The organism is Streptomyces longispororuber, from assembly GCF_024448165.1.
GTDB lineage: Bacteria > Actinomycetota > Actinomycetes > Streptomycetales > Streptomycetaceae > Streptomyces > Streptomyces longispororuber_A.
The window spans coordinates 1-11,015 of the sequence record NZ_JAMOLN010000278.1 but is presented as its reverse complement, the minus strand read 5'-3'; the positions used below and the strand labels follow the sequence as shown (position 1 = coordinate 11,015).

Sequence of the window (11,015 nt, the reverse complement as noted above, 5' to 3'; positions counted from 1 at the left end):
CCGGATGCGTACCTCCTCGTCGGCGTCCTGCGCGAGCGCTTCGACGAGTTCCGCCGACAGGCCCGGCCAACTCGCCGCGGCACGGCGGAGGTTCGGTTCCTCGGACACCGCGCAGGCGGCGAACCAGTCGGGCGATGGACCGTAGGCCGGATCGGTGGTCGACCGGGCAAACGGTTCGGTGATCGGGCACAGGCAGTCCGGGCCGTGGCCGATGATCCTTTGGATCGTCCCGTACTCGGTCCAGGTGTGGGAGAAGGACTGGAGACGGGCACGCGCCCGCACGGTGTCGTCCGGATCGCTCCTCAGCTCCGCCACCAGATCCGGTCCCAGGTCGGGCCGCGTGGCGACCAACGCACGGATCTTCGCCTCGGGGTGGCGGGCGAGCCTGGAGACGGCGTGGGCCGGAATGTACTGGTTCCCTGTCAGCAGGTACTCCGTGCCGTCCGCGAAGCACTGCTCCACGAGCGCGTCGGACAGGGCACAGCTCTGGAACACCCAAGCGTTGCGCGCATCGAGGGACGGCAGCCTGGCCTCCACGCGTTCCGGGTCCAGCGCCCACCTCGCGTCCTGCGCCGCCTGTCGGACCGCGGGGTCCGGATCGTCGAGCAGCCGCACCCGCTGCGCCGGGGTGAGGGACGTCCACCTCAGGGCGGCCTGTATCCGGAGTGCGGGGTGCTCGTGGCCGGCCATGCGGCGGGAGAAGGACAGCGGGATCTGCCGTGACGACACGAGCTCCCCGATGATCTCGTCCGCGGTGAGCCTGCCGTCATCGCCGCCGTCCCGGGCGGTGAAGAGGGCCACGAGGATGTCGTCCGGCAGCGGGCGGACCCATCGGGGGACGTTGCGGGGACCGGCAGCGAGGTTTGCGCGGACGAGCCCCGAGGGGTCCGTCGCCAAGGGGGCGAGTCGCACCGGGTCGACGTGCTGGTTGCGGGCGAGCGCGCGGCGGATGACCTCGGCCGGATGGTGCAGGGCCGTGTCGATGACGGCGTCGGGCAGGTCACGCCCCTCGCACATCAGCAGGCCGGCTGCTCCGACCCGTTGATCCAGCAGGCGTATCAGTACGTCGGAAGGCGCGGTCGGGTTGAAGGCGATGCCGCGCAGCCACAGTTCACGCAGAGAGTCGGACACCGCGCCATCTTGCCCGCTCGCCCCGCCGCCGCACACCACGAGATGCGCGCCGACTGCGGCACCGCCCACTCACCAGCCCGCCCCCCGTGGAGTCGAACGCTGACAAGCGCAGCTCGCTCAGTGCGCCCGCATGCCCGTCGATGCGGCCGAGCTGGCGAACTGGAACTTGAACTTGGTGCCGTCGATGACGTCGGTGGCGATGGCCTTCCACTCGCCCGCGGTGGTGGTCTTGTAGTCGGACTGGCAGTAGTTGAGCCCGCCCCCGCTGGCGTAGAAGCAGACCTTGACCCTGCGGCTGGTGTTGGTCTTGATGTTGATGTCGGCGCAGTTGTCCGTCGCGAAGTAGAGCGCGCTCGCCGGCTGGAAGTTCGTGTTCGACGGTTTGCTGTAGCTCCAGGCCTCGCCGTAGCAGGACCGGGCCGCCGCCCCCGCCGTGGTGGCCGTGCCGCCGACGAGGCCGGCGGCCGCGAGGGCACCGGTCAGAGCGAACGTGACGAGTCGCTTGTGCTTGCGCATGGAAGAACCCCCGATGTCCGACGTGATCGAACCCTCATGCTCGCTGCCGCGGGGCGCCGTCGGTACCTGGAACTCTGCAGGGTCAGTGGGCGCAACTTGTGTGGTGCGGTGGCTCCTTGGCTGGGCCGCCGCCCGGTCCTGCTGAAGGTGTGCTTCCAGCCATCCAGCGGCGGCACGGTCCGCCAGAGTGACTACAAGCGCGCGGCGGAAGACAACTGGACTGCGTGTGGGTGCGACGCACGTGGGCGTGGGCCTGGGCTCCGGTGACCGACCTGGCGTCGAGCCACGCTTCGAGGATCTCCCAGAATCCGCGGCGATCCTGCGTCATGTACTCGATGCCTCGCAGCCATTTGGGGCCCTTGTAGCCGAACAGGTGCGGCACGACGAGACGCAGCGGGAAGCCGTGCTCGGCGGTGAGTGGTTCACCGTCGTGATGGGTCGCCATGAGGGTGGTTTCGGCGTTGAGGTCGGCAAGCCGGAGAAGCTGTGGCCGGTGGTGCTGGTGCCGGACGCACAGTGCAGGTCAGCCAGTGCGGTGGCCTTGGGCATGGCCAGGACCTCGTCGAAGGTCCAGGCGTGGCTGTCGCCGCTTGCGGTGGCACCGAGGACCTGGGGCAATGTCTGTCGGATTGCGCAACCAGCATCATGCCGGAGGGGCAGTGCCGCGCGATCCACGGGTCACGGCGCAACCCCCTCCTCCACGTTCACCGGCGGTCGTGCGGCAAATCCGTGTGTAACATCCCCGCTTCGTCACGCGTGTTGAGGATGAGACAGGCCCATCCGGAGACGCCACGCCCGTAGGGGGACGCATGATGACCGATGACCCTCACGATCCCGGCAGCGGGTCGAGGCCACAACCGGGAGCCAGTGGTTTCGACGCCTTCTACGCCGCCACCGCCAAACGCCTCGTCTCCACTGTGTACGCCATGACCGGCGACCTCGCCGAGGCGGAGGACGCGGTGCAGGAGGCGTACGTCAGGGCCTGGCAGCATTGGGACCGGCTGGTCCGCCAAGGGGACCCGCTGCCGTGGGTGCGCACGGTGGCCTCGCGGCTCGCCATCAGTACGTGGCGCAGAACGCGCGGCCGGCTGCTCGCGCACCGCAGGCACGGCCAACAGGCGGATGTGCCCGAACTCTCCGCCGACCGGGTCGCGTTGATCGCGGCGCTGCGCGAACTGACACCACCGCAGCGGCAGGTGATCGTGCTGCACCATCTCCTCGACCTGCCGGTGGAGCAGGTGGCCCGTGAGACGGGCGCTTCCAGCGGTGCCGTACGCACCCGTCTGAGCCGGGCCCGCAAGCTCCTCGGCGCGCGCCTGAGCGACATCTCGTCGACGTCCGTGAACACCGCCGCCAAGGAGGCTGCGCACCATGCCTGAGGTCGACGAACTGCTCGATGACGTCCCGCTTGCCCTGCCCGATGCGGCGACCATCCGCGCCCGCGGTACGCGCCGCACCAACCGCCGCAGGACAGTACTGACCGTAGGTGCGGTCGCGGCGGTGCTGGCCGGAGTGCTGTGGGCAGTGCCCGGGTCCGGGCAGCGGCAGGAGGCAGGCGCCGCCGACTCACCTGCGTCGACGGTCTCGCAGAGTGCGCCGGGGTTCCCGCAGGCAACTCCGTACCGCAAGAACGGCACGCTTCGGCTCGGTCCTGCCCAGGGCCTTCCGCACTACGACCGGTGGAGCTGGGTCCACCAGGATCAGGGCGCCGTGGAGGAGGGCTGGCCGTTGGCGTGGGTGGGCTTCGGCTCGACAGCCTGCGGACCGGACATCCTGCCGAAGGAGAAGGCGTCGCCCGGCGAGCACCGGGGCGGGAGTTGGAACTACACCGGGAGCGGTGGGGCGGTGGCCCGCCAGACGTACCTCGAATACACCACGCCCTACGACCGCATGACCGACCTCTCCGACCTGATCGACTCCCTGACCGTGTGCGGGCTGACGGCGGACGGGGCCGCGGGCACCGAGCCGTCCCAGGTCTTCAAGGGCTCGGATCCCGACCGGCCCGGTCTGACGGTGTGGGTGGAGCACGGATGGCAATGGATCAGAGTGGTGCAGGAACAGTCCAGCAGGTTGCCCGCCTCCAAGTAGTGCTTCGTCGGAAGCAAGCACTACTTGGAGTCCTCGCGGCGGCGTGAGCGGGAGCGCGCGGCGTCGCTCAACTCGGCTCCCTCGGCGGGATGTAGACGATGTGCGGGGTGCCGGTCGTCGGATGGGCGCCGATGTGGGCCCGTACGCCGTAGACCTGCTCCAGGAGTTCCTCGGTGAGGACGTCGGCGGGCCGCCCCGATGCGACGACGGCGCCTGCGTCGAGGACGTGGAGGCGGTCGCAGTAGGAGGCCGCGAGGTTGAGATCGTGCAGGACGACCAACTTGGAGGCCGGGAGGGCCCGCAGCAGGGTGAGGAGTTCCAACTGGTGGCGAATGTCCAGGTGGTTGGTGGGCTCGTCCAACGCGAGGAGCCCTGGCTCCTGAACCAACGCCCTTGCTACCAAGATCCGTTGTCGCTCTCCACCCGAGAGCTGTTCGTAGGGGCGGTCCGCGAGGCCGGCGGAGCCGACGCGGGTGAGGGCATCGGTGACGCGGCGGGCATCGTCTTTGGTGTCCTGTTCCCAGAAGCGTTTGTGCGGGCTGCGCCCCATGGCGACGACTTCGGCGACGGTGAGGCCGAAGGCGCCGGGGGCGTCCTGGGGGACGACGGCGATCCGGCGGGCGCGCTCCTTGACGGAGAGCGCGGCGGAGTCGGTGCCGCCGATGTGGACGGTGCCCGCGGTGGGGCGCAGAGTGCCGTAGACGCAGCGCAGGAGGGTGGTCTTGCCGCTGCCGTTCGGTCCGACCAGGCCGACCGTCTCGCCGCGTGCGGCGTCGAGGTCGACGTCACGGACGAGTGTGGTGCCGTCCGGGGCGGTGTAGCCGAGGCCGGTGACCGTGAGGGAGGCCGGTGGTGGCTGCGTCATGCGGTGACTCCTTCCGGCCGGGTGTGGCGGCGCAGCAGCCACAGGAAGTAGGGACCTCCGGTGAGCGCGGTGACGACGCCGACGGGGATCTCCTCCGGTGCGGCGGCCGTGCGGGCCACCAGGTCGGCAAGGAGCAGGAACACGGCCCCGGCGAGCGCGGCGACGGGCAGCAGCTTGCGGTGTCCCGCGCCGGTGGCCATGCGGGCCGCGTGCGGGACCATCAGGCCGACGAAGCCGATCGCGCCGCTGAACGCGACGAGGACCCCGATGACGAGCGAGGTCAGCACGAAGACGGCTGCCCGGAAGCGGTTGGTGTCCAGGCCGAGGACCCGGGCTCCCTCCTCACCCGCCAGCAGCAGGTCGAGCGGGCGGGCGAGGGCGACGAGCAGCACGGTTCCCAGAGTCAGTACGACGGCGGGCAGGGCGAGTTGGTCCCAGCGCGCGGCGCCGAGGCCGCCCAGCGTCCAGAACATGATGGCCCGTGCGTGTTCCGCCTGTGCCGAGACGACGAGGACGAGACTGGTGAACGCGGCCAGGATGTACTGCACGGCGACGCCGGCGAGCACGAGCCGCCCGGCCGTCATGGTGCCGCCGCGCCGCGCGAGCGCGTACACGACGACCAGGGCGCCCATGGAACCCAGGAACGCCGCCACGGGGAGCGCGACGGTGGACGCCGTGCCTGCCCCGACGCCGAGCACGATGACGAGTACTGCTCCGGAGGAGGCCCCCGAGGAGGCGCCGAGCAGGTAGGGGTCGGCGAGTGGGTTGCGGACCACGGCCTGCAGCACGGTTCCGGTGACGGCGAGCCCCGCGCCGACCACGATGGCGAGGATCACGCGCGGCATTCGCACGTCCCACACGATCGACGCGAACGCTCCCGAGCGCTCGCCGGAGGACAGGACTCGGAGCACTTCCCCGGGCGGGATGCGGACGGCGCCGACAGCGAGTCCGGCGACGGCCGCCGCGCCGACCGCCAGGGTCAGCACGGCGACGAGCAGGGGGAAGGACCGGGGGCGGACGCCGCTCACTTCGCGTCGGGGTGCAGCTGAGCGGCGAGACCGTCGACGGCGTCGGCGGCGCGGACCCCGAGCACGGCCGAGGACAGCGGCAGCACGGCGAACCGCCTGTTCTTGATGGCCGGTACGTTCTTGAGGGCCGGGTCGTCCAGGAGCCGCTTCTTCTTCGTGGCGACGCTGGTGCCGCCGTAGTCGTAGATCACGGCGACGTCCGGCTTGCGGGCGATGACGCGCTCCCAGGAGACGTCGGCGAAGGATTTGTCGACGTCGGCGAAGACGTTGCGGCCGCCCGCCCGGCTGATGATGTCGTTGCCGAGTCCCTGGCCGCCCGCCGTGAACGCGCTGGAGTCGCCGGAGTCGTACACGAACACGGAGACCGGCTCGGTGTCCTTGAGGCGTGCGGCGACGGAGTCGAGGCCCTTCTGCTCCCGGGCGACGAGCTTCTTTCCGCGCTCGGGAACGCCGAAGATCCGCGACACCTGCGTGATCTCGGTCTTGAGGTCATCGACACCGATCGGCCCCTCGGCGCAACTCTCGATGTTCAGACGGGTGTTGATCCCGGACTTCTGGAATCCCGTGCGGTCGCGGCCCTCGCCCTTCTCGAAGGCGCTGGCGTATCCGCCGTAGACGAAGTCCGGATTCGCGCCGAGCAGGGTCTCCTTCGACGGGTACTCCTTCGCGAGCACCTTCACCGAGTCGTACGCCGTCCGGTACTTGGGGCTGATCTCGTCGTCGAGGTAGGCAGTCCCGGCCATACGGTCCTGCAGGCCCAGCGCGAGCAGGATCTCGGTGGTGTGCTGATTGAGCGTCACGGCCCGCTGTGGTGCCTGCGTGAACGTAGTCGTCACACCGCAGTTGGTGACCGTGTACGGGAATCCGTCGGCCGCGGCACCCGCCTTGTCGTCCTGCCCGTCACCGTCCGATGTGGCGCAGGCGGCGAGCGGGAGCAGCAGCAGGGACGTCAGGAGCGTGCGCGGGAGCGCGCCTGTGCGGAACATGTGTATGCCTTTCCGGGGGATCCTCGTCCCCGGTCGGTACGGAAAGGCGGCCAGACAGTATCTGGCTTCCGGTCGCGCCCTCGACGGGAACGACCGGTCACAGTGGCGGGACCGCGCCGGATTCGCACCGGCTTCCTGGCCCTGGCTGCCTTGATCGAGTCAGCACAGTGTGCCAGACGGCGGATCGGGACCCGCAGTTGAGTCCGACGGGCCACAGCAGCGGGGGCGGTCGACGCGTCTCAGACGGGGACGGAATCCGGTTCAGTCCCGTCCATGGGTGGGTAGCTCTCGCCGCCTGTTCGCTCGGCCGCATCGATGGAGGAGACAAGAGCATCGCGAGACTGAGCAAGGACGGCCATCTGATCGTTCAGCCGCTGCAGCCGTGACCGCATCGCGGCCAGCAGCTCGGGCCAGCCGGGCAACTCCGACGCCTCACCGAGCGCACAAGGCAGGATGTACGCAATGTCTGATGTTGATCAACCTCAGCTCGGGGAGCTCGCCCCAGGCGGGGGAAGCGGCCCGATGGGCCGAGCAGCGTGGCGCCATGGAGCACCTGATCGAGGAGAGCGAGGCAGTGGGGGTGAACGCCGAACTGCCGAAGTTGCTCAAGACCATGGCCGACCGGGCAATCGCCGCCGGACACGGCAAGGAGCAGTATCCCGTGCTCATCGAGGAGTTCGGCGAGTCCGGGAACGAGTGACGGCTCCCGGGACCGACACCGAATCAGCAGAGCCGGGCCGAACAGCGCGGATTGCCACAGGTCCGGCCGTGGTCGCTGCTCAGGTCTCTTGGGGCACCCCGTCCAGCACGGCCGCCGGGCCAGGAACGTCGCGCGTAGGATCCTTTACGCCCTGGCATAAGGGGGGCAGGTCATGGCGTCCACGTACGGCCAGGCGGCCGAGGCAGGCACTTTCGTCACACGCTCCGTCGAGGAAGCGAGCCACGTGCTCTCGGAGGTCTACTACGACCTGCGGCTCGAGGTGAAAGGGGCCGACGCGCACGACTTCGTCACCCGCATCACCATGGCCGACCTCGGCGCCCTGACCATCGGCGACGTGAGCTTCGGCACCACCATCAAGACGGGCTACTGCGAACCGGGTTACTACCACGTCTGCGTTCCGCTCGAAGGCAGCTTCGGCGTCCAGGAAGGCCCTTCCTCGCCCGTCTACACCACGCCACGCACGGCTGTCGTCTACGACCCCGCTCGGGACATCCGCGTCCACGACTGGTCCCCCGACTGCCGCGTCCTCGCCATCAAGGTCGACAAGCTCGCCACCCATCGGCAGCTCGAAACCCTGCTGGGCAAACCCCTGGGCCAGCAGCCGCGCTTCTGGCAGCACGTGATGGACCGGATCGCCACCGCCCTGGACATGCGGTAGCGGCAACTGAGGGCACTGGCGGCGATGTTGGCCGCACCCGCTCAGTCGGTCAAGGTGGCCTGCTTCGCCTCGCGTGCGTCGGCGAGGGCGCGCTGCCTGAGGGTGCCGCCGAACAACTGCATCGTGGCGGCGGCCAGGACGTCATCGCTGCCGATGGTCCGCCTGTCCCCGCCACGGACGGACAGAGCCCGGACGGAGTCGTCCGGCGAGGGAGGCGAGACCGCCTCCTCCGGCAACCCCAGGGAGACCGAACCGAAACGCTTGATCCCGCCCTCGCGGACGACCATGGCCGCATCCTGGGCGAGACGCGTCAGGAACACGCTCGCGATTCCGTCCAGGTCACGGACCATGACCGGCACGGCCCTCACCCCCTGGCCCCGCAGAAGCTTCTTGACCCCGGCCTCGAACCGGTGGGCACCGACCACAGCACTCGGCTTGCGCGACCTGCCGCGCCTGCGCGGCGGCACGAGAACACCCTCGGCGTCGTACAGGTCACCGGTCAGACCCTTGAACGTCGGGCTGTGGCCGTACCACTTGTCCCCCACTTCCAACTCGATGTTCCGCCCGATGGCCGAGAGGAGATCCCCGGGAAGCAGCTTCCTTCGGGCCTCCTCCGCCGCGACGGTCCGCGCGCCGGCGATGATCTCCGTCAGCACCGTCCCCGTCACTGAAGCGGCCGTCCACGCGGCCGACTTGGTGACGTGCATCGACGTCACGTCCCTGAACACCGCTTTGACGAGCGAGGGATTGAACGGCGAGACGTCCGTGGTCGAGGCGGTCTCGGGACCTCTGCGTTCAGGTCGTACGGGCCGTGCGGTCATCGGCTGAAACGCTCCCTGCCGAGTGGGTGACAGAGGACCACACGCCACCACGCAGCCCTCCGCTCCCCGACTGACCCCAGAGCCAGGCCGCGTCACGCCACCGGGCGTCCGGTCTGCGCCAGGGCGTCCCTGACCTCGCGGACCAGCCGGGCCGCGTCCTCGGGGTTGTTCACCACGTCGGTGTTGTTCATGTCGATGACGAGGACCTCGCTGGCCGAGTAGTGCTTGTGCACCCAGTCGTCGTAGCCGGACCACAGGGTGCGGTAGTACTCGACGAGACTCTCGTCCTGTTCGAAGTCGCGTCCGCGCAGGCCTATGCGGTGCAGCACGGTCTCGAAGTCCGCCTGCAGGTAGATCATGAGGTCGGGGGCCTTGCGGTAGGGCAGGCCGTCGATCTCGCGCATCATCTCGTCGAGCAGACCCTCGTACACCTGCATCTCGAGGGAGCTGATGCGGCCCAGGTCGTGGTTGACCTTGGCGAAGTACCAGTCCTCGTAGATGGAGCGGTCCAGGACGTTGTCGCCCTGCTTGTACGCCTCCTTGATCGCGGCGAACCGCGTCTGCAGGAAGTAGAGCTGCAGCAGGAAGGGGTAGCGCTTGGCCTGGATCTCCTCGGGGGTCGCCGTGTAGAAGAGCGGCAGGATCGGGTTGTCCTCGACGCTCTCGTAGAAGACCTCGCTGCCGAGATCCTTGGCGATCAGTTCGGCGACACTCGTCTTGCCGATCCCGATCATGCCTCCGACGCAGATCACCGGCATCCCTCGCTTCTCCCCCGGGGTCATCTGTCCACGCGCGGACCCACCGCCCCCACGAGACGCCATGCAGCTTAGATGACAACGGAGGCATGTCACGCCATGGGTCCGACACAACGGGGCGGATCGAGGGGCTGCCCGCTGGGTACTGGCCTGACCCGTCCGTCGGCCTCGGTCACGACCGCGACCGGTCGCGACCTCGGCCGGCGGACGGCGGGCTCAGTGCGGCGCTGTCAGCGCACCTTCCGTACCGGCAGAATGGCCAGCGCCCCGCCGAGGCACACCAGCGACGCCGTGATCAGCAGGATCGTGTAGTTGTGGCCGCCTCCGATGGAGATGAGCAGCGCTCCCAGTGCCGGGGCGAAGATCTGCGGGGCCGACATCGCGATGTTGAAGATGCCGAGGTCCTTGGAGGGGTTCTCCGGGTCCGGGAGCACGTCGATGACGAGCGCGAGGTCGACGCCGAGGTAGGTGCCGAATCCGAGGCCCAGGACGATCTCCGCGCAGTAGAACAGGGCGATGGTGTCGGCCTGGCTGAGGATCAGCATGCCCACGCCGAACAGCACCGCGGCGACGGCGATGAAGGGCTTGCGGCGTCCGAAGCGGTCCGAGAGCCAGCCGGCGGTCTGGGAGGCGCTCATCACGACCAGTCCGTAGATGAGGACGCCGACAGCCAGCGTCTCGGTCGCCGACGCGGCGGTGAGGCTCATCTCGTGCTGGAGGTAGATGAGGCGGAAGGTGGTGAACATCCAGTTGGCGAGCGTCAGCAGGAAGCGGGAGAGCCAGGTCCAGGCGAAGTCCGGGTGCTGCTTGGGGTTCACCCAGTAGGTGCGCAGGACCGCCTTGAATCCCTCCCGCGGGGGCTTGTGCTCCAGCGGCTTGTCCGGGAGGACCAGCATGTATCCGATCACCAGGAGGACGCCGATGACGCTGGGCACCAGGAAGAGCAGCAGCATCTGGTCGGTGAAGTACTTGGCGATCCAGGTGCCCGTGGTGGGGGCCAGGTTCTGCATGATGCCGAGCAGCCCGCTGATCTTGCCGCGCCTGGACTCGGGGACGTTGTCGGCGACGGTCGCGACGAACGCGGCGAGTGCCGCGTTCGCGGAGGCGGAGGCGATGACGAAGCCGACGGTGATCACGGCGACGCTGCCCGCCGTCGCGATGATCAGCAGTCCGACGAGGAGGCCCAGCATGCCGAGGGCGAGCCAGGGCCTGCGGCGGCCGAAGCGGCTGGCGGTGCGGTCACTGAGGCGTCCGAAGAACGGGTTGGCCAGCATGGCCGCGACCGAGCCGGTGGTGGTGATGATGCCGAGTGCGGCAACCTGGTCGTCCTCGGGCAGGATCGACTGGATCTTGAGCTGCAGGCTGACGAGGATGGGCGTCAACAGGGCCAGGAAAATGCCGAGTTGACCTGCTGCCATGCCGACGACGAGCCGGGGCCGGGGAGCG

Annotated in this window: 12 protein-coding genes, 1 pseudogene and 1 riboswitch; of the genes and pseudogenes, 4 read left to right on the top strand and 9 right to left on the bottom strand. The window is 69.3% G+C overall.

The window, feature by feature from the left end; translation table 11 throughout:
* From M4J07_RS43405 to M4J07_RS43395, 3 genes and pseudogenes are all read right to left on the bottom strand, one after another.
* On the bottom strand, positions 1–1,131 hold a 1,131-nt coding region (locus M4J07_RS43405), incomplete at its 3' end, for a hypothetical protein (RefSeq protein ID WP_255981997.1).
* A gap of 117 nt (positions 1,132–1,248) precedes the next feature.
* Entirely contained in the window at positions 1,249–1,647 is a 399-nt protein-coding gene (locus M4J07_RS43400) for a hypothetical protein (RefSeq protein ID WP_255981995.1), read from the bottom strand.
* A 298-nt stretch (positions 1,648–1,945) separates the two neighbouring features.
* Positions 1,946–2,259: pseudogene (locus tag M4J07_RS43395) on the bottom strand (molybdopterin-dependent oxidoreductase); the annotation flags it as partial.
* Between the two features lie 200 nt (positions 2,260–2,459).
* Between M4J07_RS43395 and M4J07_RS43390 the strand changes: the two are divergent.
* Both M4J07_RS43390 and M4J07_RS43385 read left to right on the top strand, forming a co-directional pair.
* Positions 2,460–3,026, top strand: a complete 567-nt coding sequence (locus M4J07_RS43390; RefSeq protein WP_255981993.1) for a SigE family RNA polymerase sigma factor — start codon at positions 2,460–2,462, stop codon at positions 3,024–3,026.
* Complete coding sequence (locus tag M4J07_RS43385; RefSeq protein ID WP_255981990.1) at positions 3,019–3,735, top strand: hypothetical protein; 717 nt, start codon at positions 3,019–3,021, stop codon at positions 3,733–3,735. The genes M4J07_RS43390 and M4J07_RS43385 overlap by 8 nt, the downstream gene beginning before the upstream one ends.
* Before the next feature lie 67 nt (positions 3,736–3,802).
* Here M4J07_RS43385 and M4J07_RS43380 read toward each other — a convergent pair whose 3' ends face one another.
* The 3 genes from M4J07_RS43380 to M4J07_RS43370 are packed head-to-tail and all read right to left on the bottom strand — an operon-like array spanning position 3,803 to position 6,614.
* Positions 3,803–4,600, bottom strand: a complete 798-nt coding sequence (locus tag M4J07_RS43380; RefSeq protein ID WP_255981987.1) for an ABC transporter ATP-binding protein — start codon at positions 4,598–4,600, stop codon at positions 3,803–3,805.
* Positions 4,597–5,598 (bottom strand): FecCD family ABC transporter permease, encoded by a 1,002-nt coding sequence (locus M4J07_RS43375; protein WP_305128930.1) that lies wholly within the window; start codon positions 5,596–5,598, stop codon positions 4,597–4,599. The genes M4J07_RS43380 and M4J07_RS43375 overlap by 4 nt, the downstream gene beginning before the upstream one ends.
* A gap of 26 nt (positions 5,599–5,624) precedes the next feature.
* A complete protein-coding gene (locus M4J07_RS43370; protein ID WP_255981982.1) occupies positions 5,625–6,614 on the bottom strand; it encodes an ABC transporter substrate-binding protein in 990 nt (329 codons plus the stop codon).
* Between the two features lie 35 nt (positions 6,615–6,649).
* A riboswitch (cobalamin riboswitch) is annotated at positions 6,650–6,775 on the bottom strand.
* A 308-nt stretch (positions 6,776–7,083) separates the two neighbouring features.
* Between M4J07_RS43370 and M4J07_RS43365 the strand changes: the two genes are divergently transcribed.
* Positions 7,084–7,314 (top strand): imine reductase family protein, encoded by a 231-nt coding sequence (locus M4J07_RS43365; RefSeq protein ID WP_305128929.1) that lies wholly within the window; start codon positions 7,084–7,086, stop codon positions 7,312–7,314.
* Between the two features lie 172 nt (positions 7,315–7,486).
* Positions 7,487–7,993: a cupin domain-containing protein gene (locus M4J07_RS43360; protein WP_255981979.1), complete on the top strand. Its 507-nt coding sequence runs from the start codon at positions 7,487–7,489 to the stop codon at positions 7,991–7,993.
* A 41-nt stretch (positions 7,994–8,034) separates the two neighbouring features.
* Here M4J07_RS43360 and M4J07_RS43355 read toward each other — a convergent pair whose 3' ends face one another.
* The 3 genes from M4J07_RS43355 to M4J07_RS43345 form a co-directional block, all read right to left on the bottom strand.
* A complete protein-coding gene (locus M4J07_RS43355; RefSeq protein ID WP_255981976.1) occupies positions 8,035–8,814 on the bottom strand; it encodes a hypothetical protein in 780 nt (259 codons plus the stop codon).
* Between the two features lie 92 nt (positions 8,815–8,906).
* Complete coding sequence (locus tag M4J07_RS43350; protein ID WP_255981974.1) at positions 8,907–9,572, bottom strand: deoxynucleoside kinase; 666 nt, start codon at positions 9,570–9,572, stop codon at positions 8,907–8,909.
* A 227-nt stretch (positions 9,573–9,799) separates the two neighbouring features.
* On the bottom strand, positions 9,800–11,015 hold a 1,216-nt coding region (locus tag M4J07_RS43345), incomplete at its 5' end, for an MFS transporter (protein ID WP_255981972.1).

Bases quoted from the DNA above. Each gene is read 5' to 3' on its own strand.
- M4J07_RS43390 (WP_255981993.1), top strand. From the start codon at position 2,460: ATGACCGATGACCCTCACGATCCCGGCAGCGGGTCGAGGCCACAACCG.
- M4J07_RS43370 (WP_255981982.1), bottom strand. From the start codon at position 6,614: ATGTTCCGCACAGGCGCGCTCCCGCGCACGCTCCTGACGTCCCTGCTG.
- M4J07_RS43360 (WP_255981979.1), top strand. From the start codon at position 7,487: ATGGCGTCCACGTACGGCCAGGCGGCCGAGGCAGGCACTTTCGTCACA.
- M4J07_RS43350 (WP_255981974.1), bottom strand. From the start codon at position 9,572: ATGCCGGTGATCTGCGTCGGAGGCATGATCGGGATCGGCAAGACGAGT.
- M4J07_RS43380 (WP_255981987.1), bottom strand. From the start codon at position 4,600: ATGACGCAGCCACCACCGGCCTCCCTCACGGTCACCGGCCTCGGCTAC.
- M4J07_RS43365 (WP_305128929.1), top strand. From the start codon at position 7,084: ATGTTGATCAACCTCAGCTCGGGGAGCTCGCCCCAGGCGGGGGAAGCG.
- M4J07_RS43385 (WP_255981990.1), top strand. From the start codon at position 3,019: ATGCCTGAGGTCGACGAACTGCTCGATGACGTCCCGCTTGCCCTGCCC.
- M4J07_RS43355 (WP_255981976.1), bottom strand. From the start codon at position 8,814: ATGACCGCACGGCCCGTACGACCTGAACGCAGAGGTCCCGAGACCGCC.
- M4J07_RS43400 (WP_255981995.1), bottom strand. From the start codon at position 1,647: ATGCGCAAGCACAAGCGACTCGTCACGTTCGCTCTGACCGGTGCCCTC.